A 23561-nucleotide genomic window follows, 5' to 3' on the forward strand; every position below is an offset into this window, starting at 1 on the left:
AGGTGAATTTCGTGAGCCAGCCTACGCCAGCCGTGCGTACCTTCCAAGACCTGATCCTCGCCCTGCAAAACTACTGGGCAGCTCAAGGTTGTGTGGTGCTTCAGCCCTACGATATGGAAGTAGGCGCCGGCACTTTCCATACCGCCACGTTCCTGCGCGCCGTCGGCCCAGAAACCTGGAACGCCGCCTACGTGCAGCCTAGCCGTCGCCCTGCCGACGGGCGGTATGGCGAAAACCCAAACCGCCTGCAGCACTACTACCAGTTCCAGGTCGTGCTCAAGCCCAACCCGGCCAACTTCCAGGAGCTGTACCTCGGCTCGCTGAAAGCCATCGGCCTGGACCCGCTGGTGCACGACATCCGCTTCGTCGAAGACAACTGGGAGTCGCCGACCCTCGGCGCCTGGGGCCTGGGCTGGGAAATCTGGCTCAACGGCATGGAAGTCACCCAGTTCACCTACTTCCAGCAGGTAGGCGGTATCGAGTGCTATCCGGTCACCGGTGAAATCACCTACGGCCTGGAGCGCCTGGCCATGTACATCCAGGGCGTCGACTCGGTGTACGACCTGGTATGGGCCGACGGCCCGTTCGGCAAGGTTACCTACGGCGACGTGTTCCACCAGAACGAGGTGGAACAGTCGACCTACAACTTCGAACACGCCAACGTCGACAAGCTGTTCGAACTGTTCGACTTCTACGAAAGCGAAGCCAACCGCCTGATCAAGCTGGATCTGCCGTTGCCGACCTACGAAATGGTCCTGAAGGCCTCGCACACCTTCAACCTGCTGGACGCGCGCCGCGCCATCTCGGTAACCGAGCGCCAGCGTTACATCCTGCGTGTACGTACCCTGGCCCGGGACGTGGCGCAAAGCTATCTGCAAGCCCGCGCACGCATGGGCTTCCCGATGGCCACCCCTGAACTGCGTGACGAAGTGTTGGCTAAGCTGGAGGCTGCACAATGAGTGCTCAAGATTTCCTGGTAGAACTGGGCACCGAAGAGCTGCCACCCAAAGCCCTGGCCACCCTCGGCGACGCCTTCCTGGCCGGCATCGAGAAAGGCCTGCAGGCCGCTGGCCTGAACTACACCGGCAAGCAGGTGTACGCCGCGCCGCGCCGCCTGGCCGTGCTGATCCGCCAGCTGGACGTGCAGCAGCCTGACCGCAGCATCAATATCGACGGCCCGCCCCTGCAGGCTGCTTTCAAAGACGGCGAGCCGACCCAGGCTGCTCTTGGCTTTGCCAAGAAATGCGGTGTAGATCTGTCGGAAATCGACCAGAGCGGCGCCAAGTTGCGCTTCTCCCAGCATATCCCGGGCAAGTCCACCGTCGGCTTGCTGCCAACCATCGTCGAAGATTCGCTCAACGACCTGCCGATTCCCAAGCGCATGCGCTGGGCGGCCAGCCGTGAAGAGTTCGTGCGCCCGACCCAATGGCTGGTGATGCTGCTGGGCAACCAGGTGGTCGACTGCACCATCCTGTCGCAGAAAGCCGGCCGTGAATCCCGTGGCCACCGCTTCCACCACCCGGAAAACGTGGTCATCACCACCCCGGCCAACTACGTCGAAGACCTGCGCAAAGCCTACGTGCTGGCCGACTTCGCCGAGCGCCGCGAGCTGATCAGCAAGCGTACCGCCGAGCTGGCCATGCAGCAGGAAGGCACCGCCATCGTGCCGCCTGCGCTGCTGGATGAAGTGACCGCCCTGGTCGAGTGGCCAGTGCCGCTGGTGTGCTCGTTCGAGGAGCGTTTCCTTGAAGTGCCACAGGAAGCCCTGATCACCACCATGCAGGACAACCAGAAGTACTTCTGCCTGCTGGACAGCGAAGGCAAGCTGCTGCCGCGCTTCATCACCGTAGCCAACGTCGAGAGCCGCGACCCGAAGCAGATCGTGCAAGGCAACGAGAAGGTCGTGCGCCCACGCCTGACCGACGCCGAGTTCTTCTTCAAGCAAGACAAGAAGCAGCCGCTGGAAACCTTCAACGAGCGCCTGAAGAACGTGGTATTCCAGGCTCAGCTGGGCACTGTGTACGACAAGGCCGAGCGTGTTTCCAAACTGGCTGCGTTCATTGCCCCGCTGATCGGCGGCGACGCCCAGCGCGCCGGCCGTGCCGGCCTGCTGTCCAAATGCGACCTGGCCACCGAAATGGTTGGCGAGTTCCCAGAAATGCAGGGTGTTGCCGGTTACTACTACGCGCTCAACGATGGTGAGCCGCAGGACGTCGCCCTGGCCCTGAACGAGCAGTACATGCCGCGCGGTGCTGGCGCAGAGCTGCCGCAGACCCTCACCGGTGCTGCCGTGGCCATCGCCGACAAACTCGACACCTTGGTTGGCATCTTCGGCATCGGCATGCTGCCCACCGGTAGCAAGGACCCGTACGCCCTGCGCCGTGCTGCCCTTGGCGTGCTGCGCATTCTGATCGAGAAGCAGCTGGACCTGAACCTGACCGGTGCGGTCGAGTTCGCAGTCAAGCAGTTCGGCGCCAAGGTCAAGGCCGCCGGCCTGGCCGAGCAAGTGCTGGAATTCATCTTCGACCGCCTGCGTGCGCGTTACGAAGACGAAGGCATCGACGTGGCCACCTACCTGTCGGTGCGTGCCCTGCAGCCAGGCTCCGCCCTGGACTTCGACCAGCGCGTACAGGCCGTGCAGGCCTTCCGCAAGCTGCCAGAAGCCGAAGCGTTGGCCGCGGTGAACAAGCGTGTATCGAACCTGCTGAGCAAGGCCGAAGGCGCCATCGCCGAACAGGTCGAGCCAAAGTACTTCGACAACGCCAACGAGTTCTCCCTGTACTCGGCCATCCAGCAGGCCGACCAGGCCGTGCAACCGATGGCTGCTGCACGCCAGTACAGTGAATCGCTGGCCCGCCTGGCGGCCCTGCGTGACCCGGTCGACGCCTTCTTCGAGGCGGTGATGGTCAATGCTGAAGACGCCAAAGTACGCGCCAACCGTTATGCCCTGCTCAGCCGCCTGCGCGGCCTGTTCCTGGGCGTGGCCGACATTTCGCTGCTGGGGTAAGCCTTGAAACTGCTGATTCTCGACCGTGACGGGGTCATCAACCATGACTCCGACGCCTACATCAAGACGCTGGAAGAATGGGTGCCGATCCCTGGCTCGGTCGAGGCCATCGCGCAGTTGAGCAAAGCGGGCTGGACGGTGGCCGTGGCCACCAACCAGTCCGGCATTGCCCGTGGCTATTACACATTGGCAACCCTGGAAGCCATGCACGCACGCCTGCGCGAGCTGGTGGCCGAGCAGGGGGGCGAGGTGGGCCATATCGTCTATTGCCCGCACGGGCCGGACGGAGGCTGCGATTGTCGCAAGCCAAAGCCTGGCATGCTGCTGGCGATTGCCGAGCATTACCGGGTCGGCCTGCAAGGCGTCTGGTTTGTCGGTGACAGCAAAGGTGACCTGGAGGCCGCCCTGGCCGTCGGTGCACAACCCGTGTTGGTAAAAACCGGCAAGGGCGAGCGGACCCTGGAAAAAGGCGTCCCTGAAACTACACTGATTTTCGACGATCTGGCAGCTATCGCCAGAGAACTAATTTAAACAGTGCGCCTTCGGGCGCATTTTTCTCAGGCGGGCATGCCCCGCAATGGTACAAGCCACTATGTCGATCCTGCAGGCGATCAGAATCTTTCTTTTTTACCTGCTGCTGGGCACCAGTTCGCTGCTGTGGTGCTCGCTGAGCTTCTTCATCGCGCCGTTCCTGTCGTTTCCCAAGCGCTACAGGTTCATCAACGTGTACTGGTGTCGCTGCGCGCTGTTCCTGGTGCGCACCATTCTCGGCATCGACTACAAGGTCACCGGCGCCGAGAACGTGCCGAATGAGCCCTGCGTGATTCTGTCCAACCACCAGAGCACCTGGGAAACCTTCTTCCTTTCCCAGTACTTTTCGCCGCTGAGCCAGGTGCTCAAGCGTGAACTGCTGTACGTGCCGTTCTTCGGTTGGGCCATGGCCATGCTGCGGCCTATCGCGATCAACCGCGACAACCCCAAGGAAGCGTTGCGCCAGGTGGCGAGCAAAGGCGACGAGCTGCTCAAGCAGAAGACTTGGGTGCTGATTTTTCCGGAAGGCACCCGCGTGCCGTACGGCACCGTGGGCAAGTTCTCCCGCGGCGGTACCGCGTTGGCCGTGAATGCCGGGCTGCCGGTGCTGCCGATTGCCCACAATGCCGGCAAGTTCTGGCCGAAGACCGGGTGGGGCAAGCGTGCCGGTACCATCGAGGTAGTGATTGGCGAGCCGATGTACGCCAATGGCACCGGACCACGTGCCATCGCCGAACTCAACGACCGCGCAGCGGCTTGGAACGAAGCCACCCAACGGGCCCTGGGTTCGCTGCCGCCAGCCGATGAAAAAACCCAACAGCAGACGGCTTGATGATCTGTGGATAACTTGTGAGCAGTTTTTCGATCAAATGCTTGAAGTGATCGCTAAGTATTTGAATTAGCTGTTTATTTCTACGTGTGACATTTTTCTTAAAATCGTGCATAAGTTTTTTTGGGGCATAAAAAAACCGGCTTTTACAGCCGGTTTTTTTGTGCCCTGTGAACAGCATCAGACCTTGTCGAGATCCACGTCTTTGGTCTCTTTAAGGCAGAAAATCCCCACAACCAAACTGATCCCGGTCACCAGCACCGGGTACCACAGCCCGTAGAAGATATCCCCGGTATACACCACCAGCGCGAACGACACGGTTGGCAGGAAGCCGCCGAACCAGCCATTGCCAATATGGTAGGGCAGGGACATCGAGGTGTAGCGGATGCGGGTCGGGAACAGTTCGACCATCACGGCTGCCAGCGGGCCATAGGTCATGGTCGCGATCAGGATCATCGCCACGATCAGCACCACCACCATGACTTGGTTGACCTGCCCTGGGTCGGCCTTGGCCGGGTAGCCAGCCTGCTCCACTGCGGTGCGCATGGCCGCTTCGTCATAGCCATTGATGGTCTTCTCACCAATGTTGACCACCACATCACTGCCGGCCACGTTTACCGAGCTGTACGGCAGACCCTGCTTGACCAGGAACGTCTTGACCTTGTCGCACGGGCTGTCAAAACGAGCCTTGCCCACCGGGTCGAACTGGAAGGTACAACTTTGTGGGTCGGCGGTGACCACGATAGGCGCCTGCCGGCTGGCGGCGTCGATCTGAGGGTTGGCGTAGTGGCTTAGCGCCTTGAACAGCGGGAAGTACAGCACCGTGGCCAGCAGCAGGCCCAGCATGAGGATCGGCTTGCGGCCAATACGGTCCGATAGCCAGCCGAAGAATACGAAGAACGGCGCACCGATCACCACACTGATGATCAGCAGGGTGTTGGCCTGGGCCGGGTCCATCTTCAGCATCTGGGTCATGAAGAACAACACGTAGAACTGCGCTGTGTAGAAGGTTACGGCTTGCCCGGCGTTGATGCTGAACAGCGCGGTAAGCACCACTTTCAGGTTCGGCCAGGAGGTGAACGACTCACGGATCGGCGACTTGCTGACCTTGCCCTGGGCCTTCATTTTCACGAACGCCGGTGACTCGTGCATGCTCATGCGGATCCAGGTGGAGATGGCCAGCAGCACGATCGACAACAGGAACGGCAGGCGCCAGCCCCAGGTTTCGAACTGGTCGCCACTGATGTAGCGGCTGCCCAGCACCACCAGCAGCGACAGCAACAGCCCAAGGGTGGCAGTGGACTGGATAAAACCGGTGTAGAAGCCCCGTTTGCCATGGGGCGCATGCTCGGCCACATAGGTGGCAGCACCGCCGTATTCACCGCCCAGCGCCAGCCCCTGGAGCATGCGCAGGATCACCAAAATGATCGGTGCGGCAATGCCGATGCTGGCATAAGTGGGTAGCAACCCCACGGCGAAGGTGGACAGGCCCATCAGCACGATGGTGACCAGGAAGGTGTACTTGCGCCCGATCATGTCGCCCAGGCGGCCGAACACCAATGCACCGAACGGCCGTACCAGAAAGCCGGCGGCGAAGGCCATGAGGGCGAAGATGAAGGCGGTGGTGTCGTTCACCCCGGCAAAGAACTGCTTGCTGATGACCGCTGCCAGCGCACCATAGAGAAAAAAGTCATACCACTCGAAAACCGTCCCGAGGGATGACGCGAAAATGATCTTGCGTTCTTCACGGCGGCTGGAGCTGCTGGCCGCCGCACCCTGCTCTTGGATGTAATCCGACATCGTTGCTGTCCTCGGCCCGCAGGCCACAGTGATTATTCTTTTTGTTCCACTGTCGGCGGCTTTTGACCGCAAGCCGCCGGTGTTGCACGTACCCGGGTCAGGGGGTCGGTATTGCGTCTTCGTTCAAGTAGGTCTGGGTAGCAGCTCCTTTGAGGATCAGTTGCGCCGCCTTTTCGGCGATCATCAGGGTCGGTGAACAGGTATTACCGGAGGTGATCTGCGGCATGATCGAGGCATCGGCCACGCGCAAACCGGGGATGCCGTGTACCCGCAGCTGGTTATCCACAACGTCCAGGGCACCGCTGCCCATGCGGCAGGTACCCACCGGGTGGAAGATGGTGGTGCCAATCTTGCCGGCTGCCTCGAACAGCTCTTGCTCGGTTTGCAGGGCTGGGCCTGGCAGGTATTCCTTGGGGTCGAACGCTGCAAGGGCAGGGGCCTGCACGATGCGCCGGGTGAGGCGGATGGCATCGGCAGCCACGCGCAGGTCCTGTGGGTCGCTGAGGTAGTTGGGGTCGATCAGCGGCGTGCTGTTCATGTCGGTGCTGCTGATATCGATACGCCCGCGGCTGGCTGGGCGCAGGTTGCACACCGATGCAGTAAAGGCCGGGAACAAATGCAGCGGTTCACCGAAGCGCTCCAGTGACAGCGGCTGTACGTGATACTGCAGGTTGGCGGTGGCCTGTTCCGGGCTCGAACGCACGAACGCGCCCAGTTGGCTTGGCGCCATCGCCAATGGGCCGCTGCGGTCATAGAGGTAGCGCAGGCCCATGCCCATCTTGCCCCAGAGGCTGTTGGCCATCTGGTTCAAGGTGCGGGTGTTGCTGATCTGGTAAATCAGGCGCAGTTGCAGGTGGTCCTGAAGGTTGCCACCCACGCCCGGCATATCGTGGCGTACACCAATGCCCAGGCTTTCCAGCAGCTGGCGCGGGCCGATGCCGGAGCGTTGCAGAATACCGGGTGAACCAACGGCGCCGGCGCACAGGATAATCTCGCGACGCGACGAAAACTCGTGCCAGGCGCCTTGCCAAAATGCTTTCACGGCCCGCGCCCGGGTGTTGTTGAGCAGTACCTGGTCAACCTGAACGCCGGTCAGCACGGTGAGGTTGGCGCGGTCCTTTATCGGCCTCAGGAAGGCTTTGGATGCGTTCCAGCGTACGCCGCTGCGCTGGTTGACCTGAAAGTATCCACAGCCCTGGTTGTCGCCGGTGTTGAAGTCGTCGACCTTGCCGATGCCGCTTTGCTCGGCGGCATCACGGAAAGCATCGAGGATCGGCCAGCTGTAGCGCTGGCGCTCGACCCGCCATTCGCCGTCACCGCCGTGGTGCTCACTGGCGCCGGCGAAATGGTTTTCGCTGGCCTTGAACAGCGGCAGCACATCTTTCCAGGCCCAGCCGTCATTGCCTTGCTCGGCCCAACCGTCATAGTCGGCCGCCTGGCCGCGCATGTAGATCATGCCGTTGATCGAGGAACAGCCACCCAGCACCTTGCCACGCGGGTAGCCCAGGGCACGACCGCCAAGGCCAGGCTGGGCCTCGGTCTTGAAGCACCAGTCGGTACGCGGGTTGCCGATGCAGTAGAGGTAACCGACGGGTATGTGAATCCAGGGATAGTTGTCGCGGCCACCCGCTTCCAGCAGCAGAACGCGGCAGGAAGGGTCGGCGGACAAACGATTGGCCAGCAGGCAACCGGCTGGGCCGGCCCCTACGACCACGTAGTCGAAGACAGAATCGGCTGATGGCATGTGCAACCTCGCGCCCGTTTTTTATTCTTGTCCCGATCCATCTTAGTGCGTAATTTCGTGGGTGAAACACGAGATTTCGCGCAGCCGTTGTGCGTTTTAGCACAGGGGTAAGCCTGGACCGACCTCTTCGCGGGCTCGCCCGCTCCCACAGGGATCTCGTTACCTTCAGGATGTTCTCTGTACCTGTGGGAGCGGGCATGCCCGCGAAGAGGCCGGAACGAACTGCCAAAAAGGATCAGCATGTTCGACTGGAACGATCTGCGGTTTTTCCTCGAGTTGCAGCGCAGTGGCCGCCTGCTTACCGCTGCCAAGCGCCTCAACACTACCCACAGCACCGTGGCCCGGCACATCGAGAGCATCGAGCAAAGCCTGGGCACGGCGCTGTTCGTGCAGCATGCCCAAGGTTACGAGCTGACGCCCTCAGGCCAGGCCCTGCTTAAACACGCCGAAGCCATGGAAAACGTCGCTTTGCTGGCGCAGGAAGAAATCACCCAGGCCATCACCCCGTTGGGCAAGATTCGCCTGGGGGTGACCGAAGGCATCGGCATCATGTTTTTCACCCCGCGCATGAACGCGCTGTTCGAGCGCTACCCGGGCCTGGAGGTGGAACTGGTGGCGGTGCCGCGCTTTGTCAGCATCCTCAACCGCGAAGCGGAAATCAGCATTCACCTGGAACGCCCCAACGCCGACCTGCTGATAACCCGCAAGCTCACCGACTACCGGCTGGCGCTGTACGCAAGCCAAGGCTACCTGGACCGCGCGCCGCCACTGCGCAACCGCGAAGACCTGGCCAAGCACAACTGGATCGGCTACGTCGACGACCTGCTGTTCAGCCAGGAGCTGCTGTTTCTCAACAGCTTCTGCCGGGCACCCACCGTGGTGTTTCGCAGCACCAGCGTCATTGCCCAGCAAGCTGCCGCCCGCGCCGGGCTAGGCATCGCCGTACTGCCCAACTACATGGCGCGCCACGATCCGACACTGGTGCGCGTGCTGCCGGGTGAGACCATCCAGCGCAGCTACTGGATATGCACCCGCCGCGAGCTGCACAAGTCTGTGCGCCTGCGGGTGGTGTGGGATTACCTGCTGGCACTGTGTGCGGCGCAACAGGACGAGCTGCTAGCCCAATAGCGCTTTGCCGGCCAGTAGCACTGCCGCCGCCCAACCGGCAATGGCAAACATCTGCTGCAAGCGCGGCCCAGCCAGCCTGGCCGCCAATGGCCGCGCCAGCAACAGGCCGAGCACCGCACCGACGGCAAACGGGGCGCCGACCTGCCAGTGCATGACGCCGGCAAGGCTGGCGCTGACCACACTGCCGGTGGACACCAGCGCGATCACCGCCAGCGAAGTGGAAACGATGCTGGCCATGCGCAGGTTGGTATAGCGGTTCAGGGCCGGGATGATGACGAAACCACCGCCAACCCCGAGCAGACCCGACAGCAACCCAGACAAGGCACCGGTGAATGCCAGGGCTCGGGCGCAGGGCAAGGTCCAGCGCAAGCGGCCTTGCAACGGGTTCAGCACACACGGCTCGATAAAGCGATGAGCGTCATTTGCCTCGCCGCGCAGTTCTTTGGCAGCCTTGCGCCAGATCCGCAGACAGGCATAAACCAGCACCCCGGCGAATACCACCTGCAACGGTGTATTCGGCAGACGGTGCGCCAGCATCAGCCCGAACGGCGCCGCCGCTACGCCGATCAGCGCAATAAACAACGCCGCCCGATAACGCACCAGCCCCTGCCGTAGGCCCAGCACCGCGCCGACCGCCGCTGCCAGGCCTACAGCCAACAGGCCGACCGGTGCGGCCTCGATCATCGACAGCCCCAGGCCGAACACCAGCAAAGGCACTGCGAGAATGCCCCCGCCTGCGCCGGTCAACGCCAGCACGGCACCGATGATTGCCCCCAGGCCCGCCCCCAACAATTGATGTTCGATCACTGCCCACCCTCGGTTACCAGCTGCGGGCGGGCCAGCCACTCACGGCCCTTGAGCATGCCTTGCCAGTACAACGGCGGCAGCGCCTGCGCCTTGAGCAACCAGGCCAGCCGCGTGGGTTTGCGGCCGTCCAGCAACCAGCTGGGGAAACTCGGTGCCAACTTGCCGCCATAGGTGAATTCCGCCAGGACGATTTTGCCGCGCTCGACAGTCAACGGGCACGAACCATAGCCATCGTATTGGGCGAGGGTAGGCAGCCGGCCCAGCGCCACCAGCACGTTGTTGGCCACGACCGGCGCTTGCTTGCGGGCAGCTGCGGCAGTTTTGGCATTGCTGGTACTGGCCACGTCACCCAGTGCATGGATGTTGGTGTACTTGTGATGGCGCAGGGTATGCGGGTCGACATCGACCCAGCCGGCGTTGTCGGCCAAAGGGCTTTCGCGAATAAACGCCGGCGCCACCTGTGGCGGTACCACGTGGAGCATGTCGAATGCCTCGATGCGCGTTTCGCTGCTGCCATCGGGCAGGGTGCGCACGAAGGTGGCGCGCTTGCTCGGGCCATCCACGGCTACCAGTCGGTGGGAGAAATTGAGGTCCACGGCGTATTTTTCGATGTACTTCATCAGCGCGGGCACGTAGTCCGCCACTCCGAACAAAACTGCACCGGCATTGAAGAAGCTGGCTTTCACCGCGCCCAGATGGCCGTTGCGCAGCCAATGGTCACAAGACAGGTACAGCGCCTTCTGCGGCGCGCCCGCACATTTGATCGGCATAGGCGGCTGTGTAAATACGGCACGGCCTTGCTTGAGTTTTTGCACCAGCTCCCAGGTATAGGGCGCCAGGTCGTAGCGGTAGTTGGAGGTGACACCGTTGCGGCCCAGCGTGTCGCTCAGCCCATCGATGGCCGCCCAGTCCAGCGTGAGGCCAGGGCACACGACCAGCTGTTCATAGCTGATGGCGCGACCATCTTCGAGGATTACCAACTGGCCCGTAGGGTCGAACCCCTGTACCCGCGCCTTGACCCAGCGCACACCGCGCGGGATGGTCGAGGCCATGGTGCGGGCGGTGCTCGGTGCCTTGAACACACCGGCACCGACCATGGTCCAGCCGGGTTGGTAGTAATGCACATCGGCAGGGTCAATCAAGGCAACGTCCAGCGACGGGTCACGGCTGACCAGGCTGGAAGCGGTGGCGATACCAGCGGCACCGGCACCGACGATGACCACCTTGTGGTGGTCGGTATTGGCAGGGGACAACAAGGCAGGCATGGCGGTAAATCCTGGAAATCTGATTATGGGGCAGGGCGGTTACAGCTTGTTCAGCGGGATTTTCAGGTAGCTCACGCCGTTCTCTTCCGGCGCGGGGAGCTGTCCGCTGCGCATGTTCACCTGCACCGAAGGCAGGATCAGCACCGGCATGTCGAGGGTCTTGTCACGGGCTTCGCGCATGGCGACGAAACTGTCCTCATCGATGCCCTGGTGAATATGAATGTTGCTGGCGCGCTGCTCGGCCACGGTGGTGACGTACTGCATGTCGCGGCCACCTGGCAGGTAGTCGTGACACATGAACAGCCGGGTCTGGTCGGGGAACGCCAGCAGACGACGGATCGAGCGGTACAGGGTACGGGCATCGGCCCCAGGGAAGTCGCAGCGGGCAGTGCCGTAGTCGGGCATGAACAGGGTGTCCCCCACAAACACCGCGATCTCCCCGGCGTCTTCGATCATGAAACTCATGCATGCGGGTGTATGCCCCGGCGTGTGCAGCGCCCGCGCGTGCAAGTTGCCAATACGAAAGCCTTCCTCGTCTTCGAGCAGCACATCGAATTGGCTGCCATCTCGGGCGAAGCCAGGCTCTGCATTGAACAACGCACCGAATACTTTCTGCACCTGGGTGATATGCGCGCCGATGGCGGTATGGCCGCCCAGCTTTTCCTTCAGGTAGGCGGCTGCTGAAAGATGGTCGGCGTGTACATGGGTTTCCAGTACCCAGCGCACGCTGGCATTCAGTTCGGTCACGCGCTCGACCAGGCGATCCGCCGAAGCGGTGCAGGTGCGCCCGGACTTGGGGTCGTAATCCAGCACACTGTCGATCAATGCGCATTGCCGGGTTTCACGGTCCATGACCAGGTAGCTGATGGTCGAGGTCGCCTCGTCGTAAAAGGCGTCCACGTGAAGGTTGTTGCCGATGATCATCACGTTCTCCAATTTATCCGCCCCGCCTTGCAAGGCGTAGGCAGTGACAGGAGGTTTATCAAGATGCATGCCAGCCTTTTCAGCGCGCTTGGGCCAAGGAAACCGGCCGGTTGCAGACAACTGGCAGCAGCAGTGGCAGAGCAGGTGGCAGTCGACTGTCAGCCAATGGCAGTGTTTGGCAGTCCTTGTTACGCTGCTCAGTCATCCAAACGGTGCCGTCATGCCTGAAGCCCATCCCCTCATCCTAGCTCTGGTTTCCTACCTTGAGCACGATGCCCTGCCGGCCATCGTGCTGGACACCGACTACAATATCCTGGCCGCCAACGCCGCCTATCGGCGCCAGTTCGCCCACCATGACCAGGCCCCGCTGGGGGAGAAGTGCCACAAGGTCTCGCACCATTACGCCGTACCGTGCGACCAGGCCGGCGAGCATTGCCCCATGCGCAAGGCCTGGGACAGCAAGGTGCCCGAGCGAGTGCTGCATGTGCATCACACACCACGCGGCCCCGAGCATGTGGATGTCGAGCTGCGCCCGATTCTGGATGAGCAGGGCAGGGTGGTGGCTTTTGTCGAACGCCTGACCACCATCACCCTCGCATCAGCGCAACCTCAAGAGCAGGGCCTGGTTGGCCGTGCGCCAGCCTTCAAGGCCGCCTTGGCCAGCCTGCAACGTGCTGCGCCAGCGCAGATCCCGGTGCTGCTGCAGGGTGAGTCCGGTAGCGGTAAAGAACTGTTCGCCCGTGCGGTCCACATGGGCAGCCCCAGAGCAAACGGCCCCCTGGTGGTGGTGGACTGCACTGGCCTGACGGAGCCGTTGTTCGAAAGCGAGTTGTTCGGTTATGAGAAAGGCGCGTTCACCGGTGCCAACCAACGCAAGATCGGCTTGGCTGAGGCAGCCCATGGCGGCACCCTGTTCCTCGACGAAATTGGCGAAGTACCGCTGGCGATGCAGGTAAAGCTGCTGCGTCTGATCGAGTCCGGCAGCTTCCGCCCGGTGGGCAGCCTGCGCACGGTGCATTCAGATTTCCGCCTGGTATCGGCCACCCACAAGCCGCTCAAACAGATGGTGGCGCAGGGCGCCTTCCGTGAAGACCTGTACTACCGCATCAGCGGCTTTCCGATTCGCCTGCCGGCATTGCGCGAGCGGGTGGAAGACCTGCCGCTGCTCGCGCAGAGCCTGCTGCAGCGCATGGCCACGGCCGGCAAGCCAACGCCCAGGTTGAGTGACGATGCCTTGCAGCAACTTGGCTTGCATCCGTTTCCGGGCAATATCCGCGAGCTGCGCAACATACTGGAAAGGGCGCGTCTGTTTGCCGATGACGGACTGATCCGACCTGAGCACTTGCCGGAAGATATCGGGCCGGTGGGGGCGCTGAAAGGAAGCGGCCGTCGTAATGACTTGGGTGAGCTGGCGCAGGCGCTGGAACAGTTCAAGGGCTCGCGTAGCGAACTGGCCAGCCATCTTGGCATGAGTGAACGCACGCTCTATCGCCGCTTGAAGGCCCTGGGGCTGAACTAACGAATATCCACAAACGCGGACTCTGTGGGAGTCAGAGGGTTGATGCGATACAGCATCCACAGCGGTCTTCCTTCTACACCTTTACCCGACCTTTACCTCTGCCCTTACATTAAACGGCTAGAACCATGGTCTGATTGGTTAACCGTACCCGGTACCCAGACAGTGACAACCGGGCGTTAATAGGCAGAGGACCGCAGCAAATGAAGAAAACCCTAACCGTGATCTGCGCCGCGCTCATGTTCAGCGCACCGTTGGCCAGCTTCGCGCAGCCGGGCCCACCAGACCGACATGATGGCGGCCCATCGCACCAGGGCAACCCGCCACATGGACAGCCGAAGCAGCAAGGTCGACATGACAACGGGCGAGCACCCGCTTACCGCAACCCGAATTTCCGACCGCAGCAGGGCATGCCGGTACCTCATCAGCAGTGGCAGCGTGGACATGCCGTTGACCCACATTACCGTGGTGACCGTTACTGGGTGACCGACTGGAAAGCGCGCCACCTGTATGCGCCACCGCGTGACCACCGTTGGCTGTACGTGAATGGCGACTATGTGTTGATGTCGATCGCCAGTGGCAGGATCGTCAACATTCTTACCGGTTACTGATTTTTTGCAGACACTAAAAAGCCCGCATCAGCGGGCTTTTTAGTGTCTGGCGCATTACACCTGATCAGAAGTCCAGGTTGGACACCGACAGTGCGTTGCTTTCGATGAACTCACGACGCGGCTCGACTGCATCACCCATCAGGGTGTTGAAGATCTGGTCAGCAGCGATTGCATCCTCGATGGTGACCTTGAGCATACGGCGAACGGTCGGGTCCATGGTGGTTTCCCACAGCTGGTCCGGGTTCATCTCACCCAACCCTTTGTATCGCTGGATGGTATGACGCTTGGTGGTCTCGTTCATCAGCCAGTCCAGGCCTTCCTTGAACTCGACGATTGCCTTGCGACGTTCACCACGTTGTACGTAAGCACCTTCACCCAAAAGGCTGGAGAGCTTGGCACCGATGTTGACGACGGTCCGGTAGTCATTGCTGCCAAAGAAGTCACGGTTGAACGTGATGTAGCTGGCCAGGCCGTGGGAGGTGATTTCCACTTCCGGCAGCCACACGTTGCGCTCTTTGTCTTCACGCAGGCTGGCGTTGTAAGCCAGGCCAGACTTCTGGCTGGAGTTCAGACGCTCCTGCAGCTTGGCCAGCCAGGCTTGCATCACTGCGTGGTCACCCAACTGCTCCAGGGTCACCTCAGGCAGGTAGACGAAGTGCTCGGTCAGCTCTTCCGGATACAAACGCGACAGGCGCTTGAGGGTCTTCATGACGCTACGGAATTCGTTCACCAGGCTTTCCAGCTGCACGCCAGAAACCGCTGGGGCCGACTCGTCCAGGTGCAGGCTTGCGTCCTCCAGGGCCGACTGGGTCATGTATTCTTCCATGGCCTCGTCGTCCTTGATGTACTGCTCCTGCTTACCTTTTTTCACCTTGTACAGTGGAGGCTGGGCAATGTAGATGTAGCCGCGCTCGACCAGCTCCGGCAACTGACGGAAGAAGAAGGTCAGCAGCAGGGTACGGATGTGCGAACCGTCCACGTCAGCATCGGTCATGATGATGATGTTGTGATAACGCAGCTTGTCGATGTTGTACTCTTCGCGGCCGATACCGCAGCCAAGCGCAGTGATCAGCGTGCCCACTTCCTGGGACGAGATCATCTTGTCGAAGCGTGCTTTCTCGACGTTGAGGATTTTACCCTTCAGCGGCAAGATCGCCTGGGTACGACGGTTACGACCTTGCTTGGCCGAGCCACCTGCGGAGTCACCCTCCACCAGGTACAGTTCGGAAAGGGCAGGGTCCTTCTCCTGGCAGTCTGCCAACTTGCCTGGCAGGCCGGCGATATCCAGCGCACCTTTGCGGCGAGTCATCTCACGGGCTTTACGTGCCGCTTCACGCGCACGAGCTGCGTCGATCATCTTGCCAACGACGGCCTTGGCCTCGTTCGGGTTCTCCAGCAGGAAGTCGGAGAAGTACTTGTTCATCTCCTGTTCCACGGCGGTTTTCACCTCCGAGGAGACCAGCTTGTCTTTGGTCTGCGAACTGAACTTGGGGTCCGGAACCTTTACCGAAATGATCGCGGTCAGGCCTTCACGAGCGTCGTCACCCGTGGTCGCCACCTTGTTCTTCTTGGCCAGGCCTTCCTGTTCGATGTAGCTGTTCAGGCTGCGGGTCAGCGAAGAACGGAAGCCCACCAAGTGTGTACCACCGTCGCGCTGTGGAATGTTGTTGGTGAAGCACAGCAGGTTTTCGTTGAAGCTGTCGTTCCACTGCAGAGCGACTTCCACACCCACGCCATCTTCACGCTGAACGTTGAAGTGGAACACCTGGGAGTTCACCGGCGTCTTGTTGGTATTCAGGTACTCGACGAATGCACGCAGGCCGCCTTCGTACTTGAAGAACTCTTCCTTACCGCTGCGCTCATCCTTCAGCAGAATGCCAACGCCCGAGTTGAGGAACGACAACTCGCGGATACGCTTGGCCAGGATGTCCCAACTGAAGTGGATATTCTTGAAGGTTTCAGCCGACGGCTTGAAGTGGATGTGGGTACCGGTGGTTTCGCTTTCACCGACAACCGCCATCGGCGCTTGTGGTACCCCGTGAACGTAGGTCTGTTCCCAGATCTTGCCGCTACGGCGAACGGTCAGTACCAGTTTCTCGGACAAGGCGTTCACAACAGAAACACCCACGCCGTGCAGGCCGCCGGATACCTTGTAGGAGTTATCGTCGAACTTACCGCCGGCGTGCAGTACGGTCATGATGACCTCAGCTGCGGAAACGCCTTCTTCTTTATGCACGTCGACCGGAATGCCGCGACCGTTGTCGCGCACACTAATGGATTCGTCCGTGTGGATGATGACGGTGATGTCATCGCAGTGACCGGCGAGGGCTTCGTCGATCGAGTTGTCGACCACCTCGAAGACCATGTGGTGCAGGCCGCTACCATCATCGGTGTCGCCAATGTACATGCCGGGACGCTTGCGTACGGCATCCAAACCTTTCAGCACCTTGATGCTGGAGGAGTCGTACGTTTGATTTTCGCTCATGCCTTCACTCCCGATGGTCGTGGGTCTGGGTGATACGGCCTTGTTCCACGTGGAACAAAGCAACTGGCGTTTCCGTCTGCCAGCCTTCCCTCAGTAATTCGTGATCTACACAGGTGATGAACACCTGGCAGCGTAATTCTTCAAGCAAGCGGCACAGCGCGCGGCGATGCTTGTCGTCCAGTTCGGACGGCAAGTCATCCACGAGATAAATACAGTTACCGCGACGAGCCTGGCTGACGAGGTGGCCTTGGGCAATGCGCAATGCGCACACCACCAGCTTTTGCTGACCACGCGACAGGATGTCGGCCGCGTTATTGGCAGCCAGACGAAGACGCAGATCAGCACGCTGCGGACCGGCCTGGGTATGGCCCATCTGCTGATCGCGAAGGAGAGAGGATGCGAGTACTTCTTGCAGTTCCCGGTCCTTGTCCCAGCCTCGGTAGTAGCTAAGGGTCAACCCGTCCAGCTCGACCAGTTCGCTCAGGGTTCGCTCGAAGACGGGCTTCAAGGCCTTGATGTAGTTGCGACGGTATTCATCTATTTCCGCGCTGGCCAGGCACAATTCCCGGTCCCAGGCGGCTTGCGAAGCTGCGTCAAGTGTACCATGACGCAACCATGAGTTCCGCTGCCGCAGCGCCTTCTGCAGCCGTTGCCAGGCTGGCAAAAAGCGAGGTTCCACGTGGAACACACCCCAATCCAGAAACTGGCGGCGTATTTTCGGGGCACCTTCCAACAGCCGGAAACTGTCTGGGTTGATGAGCTGCAGCGGTAACAACTCCGCCAGCTGGGCGGCGCTCCGTGCGTTCTGCCCATCGATGCGTATGGTGAATTCTCCCTGCCGCTCTCGGGAGACACCCAGGTTGCTGGTGCCACCTTCAGCCAACTGCACTTCGCCAAACACGGTACAGGCAGGCTGTTCGTACTGGATGACCGGGTTCAGGCGGGTGCTGCGAAATGAGCGTGCCAGCCCAAGCAAGTGCACGGCCTCGAGCACGCTGGTCTTGCCACTGCCGTTGGCGCCGTAAAGGATATTGATGCGGGGGGAGGGCGAGAGGGTCACCGGGTGCAAGTTGCGCACCGCGGTGACCATGATCCGTCGAAGGGACATTGCGCCTGCTACAGGTTACAGACGCATCGGCATGACAACGTAGGAAGAATCGTCGTTGCCAGCTTCCTGCAGCAGCGCACTGCTGTTGGAGTCGGAAAGGATCAGACGAACTTGCTCGGTAGTCATCACGCCTAGCACGTCCAGCAGGTAGCTGACGTTGAAGCCGATTTCCAGCGAGCTACCTTCGTAGTCCACGCTGATCTCTTCTTCAGCTTCTTCCTGCTCGGGGTTGTTGGCCTGGATCTTCAGTTGGCCAGCCGCCAGTTGCAGGCGAATACCGCGGTACTTTTCGTTGGAAAGAATCGCCGTGCGGCTGAAGGCTTCACGCAGCGCCTGACGGTCGCCGACCACCAGCTTGTCGCCGCCCTTGGGCAGTACACGCTCGTAGTCCGGGAACTTGCCGTCCACCAACTTGGAGGTGAAGGTGAATTCACCGGTCGTGGCGCGGATGTGGTGTTGGCCCAGGACAATGCTGACCATGCCTTCGGGGTCGGTCAGCAGACGCGCCAGCTCCAGGATACCTTTGCGCGGCACGATGACCTGATGGCGATCTTCCTGCTCGATCGGCGCGGTCATGGAGCACAGCGCCAGGCGGTGGCCGTCAGTGGAAACTGCGCGCAGGGTGTTCCGAGAAACCTCGAGCAGCATGCCGTTGAGGTAGTAGCGCACATCCTGCTGGGCCATGGCAAAGCTGGTGCGCTCGATCAGACGGCGCAGCTTGCTCTGTTCCAGGTTGCAGGTCAGCGAACCCGGGCCTTCTTCCACAGTCGGGAAGTCATTGGCTGGCAGGGTCGACAGGGTGAAGCGGCTGCGACCGGCCTTCAGCAACAGTTTCTGCTCGTCGACCTTGATATCGATCAGGGCGTCGTTCGGCAGACTTTTACAAATGTCCATCAGCTTGCGCGCCGGCACAGTGATTTCGCCAGGCTCGGCCGGCTCTTCCAGTTGTACGCGGCCTACCAGTTCGACTTCCAGGTCGGTACCGGTCAACGACAGCTGCTGGCCTTGCACGACCAGCAATACATTGGACAGGACCGGCAAGGTCTGACGGCGCTCTACGACACCGGCGACCAGTTGCAGGGGTTTCAACAGGGCTTCGCGTTGAATGGTGAAATGCATGGTCTAGTCCCTTGCCTTCAATTAGCTGCGCAGACGGCCATCAGGTCGTCAGCGTCCGCAGCAGGTTCTTGTAGTCCTCGCGGATGTCCGCGTCGGATTCCTTCAATTCGTTGATCTTGCGGCAGGCGTGCAGCACGGTCGTATGGTCGCGACCACCGAACATGTCGCCGATTTCCGGCAGGCTGTGGTTGGTCAGCTCCTTGGACAGGGCCATGGCCACCTGACGTGGACGCGCGACAGAACGCGAACGACGCTTGGACAACAGATCAGAGATCTTGATCTTGTAGTACTCGGCAACGGTGCGCTGAATGTTATCCACACTGACCAGTTTATCTTGCAGCGCCAGCAGGTCTTTCAGCGACTCACGGATCAGCTCGATGGTGATATCGCGGCCCATGAAGTGCGAGTGGGCAATCACCCGCTTCAGTGCACCCTCCAGCTCACGTACGTTGGAGCGAATGCGCTGGGCGATGAAGAAGGCCGCATCGTGTGGCAGCTCGACCTTGGCCTGGTCGGCCTTTTTCATCAGGATCGCTACGCGGGTTTCCAGCTCTGGTGGCTCGACTGCCACCGTCAGCCCCCAACCAAAGCGCGACTTCAGGCGCTCCTCCAGGCCTTCGATTTCCTTGGGGTAACGGTCAGAGGTCAGAATTACCTGCTGGCCGCCCTCAAGCAGGGCATTGAAGGTGTGGAAAAACTCTTCCTGCGAGCGCTCTTTGCGTGCAAAGAACTGGATATCGTCGATCAGCAACGCATCCACCGAACGGTAGAAGCGCTTGAACTCGTTGATGGCGTTGAGCTGCAGCGCCTTGACCATGTCTGCGACGAAGCGCTCGGAGTGCAGGTACACGACTTTGGCGTTCGGGTTCTTCCTCAGCAGGTGGTTACCCACAGCATGCATAAGGTGGGTTTTACCCAGGCCAACGCCGCCGTACAGGAACAGCGGGTTATAGCCATGCTTGGGGTTATCAGCCACCTGCCAGGCAGCCGCGCGCGCCAGCTGGTTCGACTTACCTTCGACGAAGGTGTCGAAGGTGAAAGTGCGATTCAGGTAGCTGGTGTGCTTGAGCGCACCTTCTACCTGGACGGTGCGCTGTTCGGTCCGGGCATTGCTGGCTGGCGCCGACACAGGCTCGACCATGGCATCAAAGCTGTCACGCGAGGACGGCTCTGCCAATTCATTGACCAGTACAGGCTCGGTGGCCGTGACAGCAACGGGTTCGACCGCTGCCGCTACCGGCACTGGCTTTTGTGCCTGGCTCTGCGACCGGGTCTGCGCCAGCGAAGCGGCTACCGCGGCGCTGACAGGCGCGTTGGGCGCGGCACGTGGGGCCGAGCTGCGCCGGCTGCCTATTAATAAGGAAAGGGCAGGCGCAATGCCGCTGCCGTTCTCACCCAACAGCTCGAGCAAGCGGCTCAGGTACTTTTCATTGACCCAATCGAGAACGAAACGGTTAGGCGCATAGACGCGCAACTCGTCGCCTTCGGCTTCGACCTGTAGCGGACGGATCCAGGTGTTGAATTGCTGGGCAGGCAGTTCATCGCGCAGAAGCTCCACGCACTGCTGCCAAAGTTCCACTGACACGGATATCCCCTGAGTTTGAAAGCCGGATGAGGCAAAAGCAAACCGCCATTGTACCGGTCGAGCGTTCAGTTATCCACATGTGGACACGTTAGGAACCATGACAAAACAGCCATTTATCGACCAAAAAGGCTTTGCCTCACTGTGAATAAGCCCTGTGGATAAACGACCATGAGGGCTATGCACAACCCTGGGTCCAGATCTGTTGATAACTCATCTGTGGATAAGCGCCATTTTAATCCACAGGTTTCGACCACGATGGAAACAAGCGCAGCACCGGTTGAGAACAAGGTTTTAAAACTCTGTACAGCTCGTATTTACTGGCCTACAGAAGGTTATCCACAGAAGGTTATCCACCTAAGATTTATAAGTTATTCAGAAAAGCTTTTTATATGTCTCTTCTTTTTTTTCATGTTGTCCCCAATTCGTGTGTCCGATCAACCACCCCCTTGAGGATGAACGAGCAGGCACCGTCCATCACACGGCCTATAGGGAATAGCTGGTTGGAAATTGACCTACGGGCTTGCTTTCTCTAGAATCGCCGGTCTCTTAAAAAGGGGGCCATCCCGGCCCGTCGTCGACAAACCAGGTAACACGCCATGAAACGTACTTTCCAACCAAGCACCATCAAGCGCGCCCGCACCCACGGTTTCCGTGCCCGTATGGCTACCAAGAACGGCCGTGCTGTTCTGTCGCGTCGTCGTGCCAAAGGCCGTAAGCGTCTGGCCATTTGATTTTTCGGCACAGGTGGTGAGTCAGGACTTCAGTCGGGAAAAGCGACTGCTTACACCCCGACACTTCAAAGCGGTCTTCGACTCCCCAACCGGCAAGGTTCCAGGGAAAAACCTGCTGATCCTTGCTCGCGAGAACGGTCTCGATCACCCACGTCTCGGCCTGGTGATTGGCAAGAAGAGCGTCAAGCTCGCCGTTCAACGCAACCGCCTCAAGCGCTTGATGCGCGATTCCTTTCGTCTGAACCAGCAATCGCTTGCCGGGTTGGACATCGTGATCGTCGCGCGCAAGGGATTGGGTGAGATAGAAAACCCGGAATTGCACCAACACTTTGGCAAGCTCTGGAAACGCCTGGCACGCAGCCGGCCAACACCAGCAGTCACCGCCAATTCCGCAGGGGTAGACAGCCAAGATGCGTAAACTGGCACTCGTTCCGATCCAGTTTTACCGTTACGCCATTAGTCCTCTGATGGCCAGTCACTGTCGTTTTTTCCCCAGTTGCTCCTGTTACGCTTATGAAGCCATCGAAAACCATGGCCTCTGGCGTGGTGGGTGGCTGGCCGTTCGTCGCCTGGGGCGTTGTCATCCGTGGAATGACGGCGGTTTCGACCCCGTTCCACCCGCTCCTTCCTCCCGAACTTCTTCGATAGCCGAGTAATCATGGATATTAAACGCACGATCCTGATCGCCGCGCTGGCAGTCGTGTCCTACGTCATGGTCCTGAAGTGGAACGATGACTACGGCCAAGCTGCCCTGCCGACTCAGAATACTGCTGCCAGCACTGTTGCTCCGGGTTTGCCTGATGGCGTGCCGGCCGGTAACAACGGCGCCAGCGCCGATGTACCAAGCGCCAACGCCGAATCGAGTGCTGCCGAACTGGCACCGGTCGCACTCAGCAAGGACCTGATCCGCGTCAAGACCGACGTCCTGGAACTGGCTATCGATCCGGTCGGTGGTGACATCGTCCAGTTGAACCTGCCGAAGTACCCACGCCGTCAAGACCACCCGAACATTCCATTCCAGTTGTTCGACAATGGTGGTGAGCGTGTCTACCTGGCACAAAGCGGCCTGACCGGTGCCAACGGCCCGGATGCCCGCGCCAGCGGCCGTCCGCTGTATGCCGCCGAACAGAAGAGCTACCAGCTGGCCGACGGCCAAGAACAACTGGTGGTCGACCTGAAGTTCAGCGACAACGGTGTCAACTACATCAAGCGCTTCAGCTTCAAGCGCGGTGAGTACGACCTGAATGTCAGCTACCTGATCGACAACCAGAGCGACCAGGCCTGGAGCGGCAACATGTTTGCCCAGCTCAAGCGTGACGCCAGCGGCGATCCGTCCTCGAGCACTGCCACTGGCACCGCCACCTACCTGGGCGCAGCCCTGTGGACAGCTTCCGAGCCCTACAAAAAGGTCTCGATGAAGGACATCGACAAAGGTAGTTTGAAAGAAAATGTGTCCGGCGGCTGGGTTGCCTGGCTGCAGCACTACTTCGTGACCGCCTGGATTCCGGCCAAGTCGGACAACAACGTTGTCCAGACCCGCAAGGACAGCCAGGGCAACTACATCATCGGCTACACCGGCCCAGCCCTCAGCGTCCCTGCGGGTGGCAAGGTCGAAACCAGCGCCATGCTGTACGCCGGCCCGAAGATCCAGTCCAAGCTCAAAGAGTTGTCCCCAGGCCTGGAACTGACCGTCGACTACGGCTTCCTGTGGTTCATCGCCCAGCCGATCTTCTGGCTGCTGCAACATATCCACAGCCTGCTGGGTAACTGGGGCTGGTCCATCATCGTGCTGACCATGCTGATCAAAGGCCTGTTCTTCCCGCTGTCGGCTGCCAGCTACCGCTCCATGGCGCGCATGCGTGCTGTTGCGCCCAAGCTTGCCGCGCTGAAGGAACGCTTCGGTGACGATCGCCAGAAGATGTCCCAGGCGATGATGGAGCTGTACAAGAAAGAGAAGATCAACCCGCTGGGCGGCTGCCTGCCGATCCTGGTGCAGATGCCGGTATTCCTGGCCCTGTACTGGGTACTGCTGGAAAGCGTAGAAATGCGCCAGGCCCCATGGATGCTGTGGATTACCGACCTGTCGATCAAGGATCCGTTCTTCATCCTGCCGATCATCATGGGCGCCACCATGTTCATCCAGCAGCGCCTGAACCCGACGCCGCCGGATCCGATGCAGGCCAAGGTGATGAAAATGATGCCGATCATCTTCACCTTCTTCTTCCTGTGGTTCCCGGCTGGTCTGGTGCTGTACTGGGTTGTGAACAACTGCCTGTCGATTTCGCAGCAGTGGTACATCACTCGCCGTATCGAAGCAGCCACCAAAAAAGCTGCTGCTTGACGGGCTAGTACGCTAGCCTGTGAATAAAAA

20 protein-coding genes are annotated in these 23561 nt (G+C 60.4%); 11 read left to right on the forward strand and 9 right to left on the reverse strand.

The genetic code is table 11. From position 1 onward, the window contains the following. Positions 1–11: 11 nt before the first annotated feature. Genes glyQ through JOY50_RS08290 form a run of 4 tightly spaced genes read left to right on the forward strand, consistent with a single transcriptional unit; the run spans position 12 to position 4370 of the window. Entirely contained in the window at positions 12–959 is a 948-nt protein-coding gene (gene glyQ, locus JOY50_RS08275; protein ID WP_019471032.1) for a glycine--tRNA ligase subunit alpha, read from the forward strand. Further along, positions 956–3007, forward strand: coding sequence for a glycine--tRNA ligase subunit beta (gene glyS / locus JOY50_RS08280; protein ID WP_243055062.1), 2052 nt, complete (start codon positions 956–958; stop codon positions 3005–3007). Before glyQ ends, glyS begins: the two co-directional genes overlap by 4 nt. 3 nt (positions 3008–3010) lie before the next feature. Beyond that, positions 3011–3538: a D-glycero-beta-D-manno-heptose 1,7-bisphosphate 7-phosphatase gene (gmhB, locus tag JOY50_RS08285; RefSeq protein ID WP_243055063.1), complete on the forward strand. Its 528-nt coding sequence runs from the start codon at positions 3011–3013 to the stop codon at positions 3536–3538. Between the two features lie 46 nt (positions 3539–3584). Continuing rightward, on the forward strand, positions 3585–4370 hold the full coding sequence (locus tag JOY50_RS08290) for a 1-acyl-sn-glycerol-3-phosphate acyltransferase (RefSeq protein WP_019471029.1): 786 nt from the start codon (positions 3585–3587) through the stop codon (positions 4368–4370). 177 nt (positions 4371–4547) lie between these two features. Here the strand turns inward: JOY50_RS08290 and JOY50_RS08295 are convergent, their stop codons facing one another. Together JOY50_RS08295 and JOY50_RS08300 are read right to left on the reverse strand one after the other, a co-directional pair. Next, positions 4548–6167 (reverse strand): MFS transporter, encoded by a 1620-nt coding sequence (locus JOY50_RS08295; RefSeq protein ID WP_132846297.1) that lies wholly within the window; start codon positions 6165–6167, stop codon positions 4548–4550. Between the two features lie 97 nt (positions 6168–6264). Then, complete coding sequence (locus JOY50_RS08300) at positions 6265–7911, reverse strand: GMC family oxidoreductase (protein WP_243055064.1); 1647 nt, start codon at positions 7909–7911, stop codon at positions 6265–6267. A gap of 240 nt (positions 7912–8151) precedes the next feature. Here JOY50_RS08300 and JOY50_RS08305 point away from each other — a divergent pair, with 240 nt between their 5' ends. Then, positions 8152–9039: a LysR family transcriptional regulator gene (locus JOY50_RS08305; RefSeq protein WP_019470316.1), complete on the forward strand. Its 888-nt coding sequence runs from the start codon at positions 8152–8154 to the stop codon at positions 9037–9039. On the opposite strand, the gene JOY50_RS08310 is transcribed toward JOY50_RS08305, so the two are convergent. The 3 genes from JOY50_RS08310 to JOY50_RS08320 are packed head-to-tail and all read right to left on the reverse strand — an operon-like array spanning position 9028 to position 12035. After that, positions 9028–9846 carry a sulfite exporter TauE/SafE family protein gene (locus JOY50_RS08310; protein ID WP_132846294.1) on the reverse strand — a complete coding sequence of 273 codons (819 nt, stop codon included), beginning with the start codon at positions 9844–9846 and terminating at the stop codon, positions 9028–9030. The genes JOY50_RS08305 and JOY50_RS08310 overlap by 12 nt on opposite strands. Then, entirely contained in the window at positions 9843–11111 is a 1269-nt protein-coding gene (locus JOY50_RS08315; RefSeq protein ID WP_132846293.1) for an FAD/NAD(P)-binding oxidoreductase, read from the reverse strand. Before JOY50_RS08315 ends, JOY50_RS08310 begins: the two co-directional genes overlap by 4 nt. Before the next feature lie 39 nt (positions 11112–11150). Further along, positions 11151–12035, reverse strand: coding sequence for an MBL fold metallo-hydrolase (locus JOY50_RS08320; protein ID WP_132846351.1), 885 nt, complete (start codon positions 12033–12035; stop codon positions 11151–11153). A 220-nt stretch (positions 12036–12255) separates the two neighbouring features. Here JOY50_RS08320 and JOY50_RS08325 point away from each other — a divergent pair, with 220 nt between their 5' ends. Together JOY50_RS08325 and JOY50_RS08330 are read left to right on the forward strand one after the other, a co-directional pair. Continuing rightward, positions 12256–13554, forward strand: coding sequence for a sigma-54-dependent Fis family transcriptional regulator (locus tag JOY50_RS08325; RefSeq protein ID WP_132846292.1), 1299 nt, complete (start codon positions 12256–12258; stop codon positions 13552–13554). Positions 13555–13754: 200 nt separating this feature from the next. Continuing rightward, complete coding sequence (locus JOY50_RS08330) at positions 13755–14162, forward strand: RcnB family protein (RefSeq protein WP_132846291.1); 408 nt, start codon at positions 13755–13757, stop codon at positions 14160–14162. A 64-nt stretch (positions 14163–14226) separates the two neighbouring features. On the opposite strand, the gene gyrB is transcribed toward JOY50_RS08330, so the two are convergent. The 4 genes from gyrB to dnaA are packed head-to-tail and all read right to left on the reverse strand — an operon-like array spanning position 14227 to position 20459. Beyond that, positions 14227–16647, reverse strand: coding sequence for a DNA topoisomerase (ATP-hydrolyzing) subunit B (gene gyrB, locus JOY50_RS08335; RefSeq protein ID WP_019470310.1), 2421 nt, complete (start codon positions 16645–16647; stop codon positions 14227–14229). Between the two features lie 4 nt (positions 16648–16651). After that, positions 16652–17755: a DNA replication/repair protein RecF gene (gene recF, locus JOY50_RS08340; protein ID WP_019470309.1), complete on the reverse strand. Its 1104-nt coding sequence runs from the start codon at positions 17753–17755 to the stop codon at positions 16652–16654. A gap of 15 nt (positions 17756–17770) precedes the next feature. Further along, positions 17771–18874 (reverse strand): DNA polymerase III subunit beta, encoded by a 1104-nt coding sequence (gene dnaN, locus JOY50_RS08345; RefSeq protein ID WP_243055065.1) that lies wholly within the window; start codon positions 18872–18874, stop codon positions 17771–17773. 40 nt (positions 18875–18914) lie between these two features. After that, a complete protein-coding gene (gene dnaA / locus JOY50_RS08350) occupies positions 18915–20459 on the reverse strand; it encodes a chromosomal replication initiator protein DnaA (RefSeq protein WP_132846290.1) in 1545 nt (514 codons plus the stop codon). Between the two features lie 596 nt (positions 20460–21055). Between dnaA and rpmH the strand changes: the two genes are divergently transcribed. The 4 genes from rpmH to yidC are packed head-to-tail and all read left to right on the forward strand — an operon-like array spanning position 21056 to position 23531. After that, complete coding sequence (gene rpmH, locus JOY50_RS08355) at positions 21056–21190, forward strand: 50S ribosomal protein L34 (RefSeq protein ID WP_003253163.1); 135 nt, start codon at positions 21056–21058, stop codon at positions 21188–21190. Between the two features lie 13 nt (positions 21191–21203). After that, a complete protein-coding gene (gene rnpA, locus JOY50_RS08360; RefSeq protein ID WP_019470307.1) occupies positions 21204–21608 on the forward strand; it encodes a ribonuclease P protein component in 405 nt (134 codons plus the stop codon). Then, complete coding sequence (gene yidD / locus JOY50_RS08365) at positions 21601–21846, forward strand: membrane protein insertion efficiency factor YidD (RefSeq protein WP_075046823.1); 246 nt, start codon at positions 21601–21603, stop codon at positions 21844–21846. Before rnpA ends, yidD begins: the two co-directional genes overlap by 8 nt. A 2-nt stretch (positions 21847–21848) precedes the next feature. Beyond that, a complete protein-coding gene (gene yidC / locus JOY50_RS08370) occupies positions 21849–23531 on the forward strand; it encodes a membrane protein insertase YidC (RefSeq protein ID WP_019470306.1) in 1683 nt (560 codons plus the stop codon). The last annotated feature ends 30 nt before the right edge of the window (positions 23532–23561 follow it).

Origin of the sequence: Pseudomonas sp. BP01, assembly GCF_022760795.1 — a bacterium.
In the GTDB taxonomy this organism is placed as follows: domain Bacteria; phylum Pseudomonadota; class Gammaproteobacteria; order Pseudomonadales; family Pseudomonadaceae; genus Aquipseudomonas; species Aquipseudomonas putida_Q.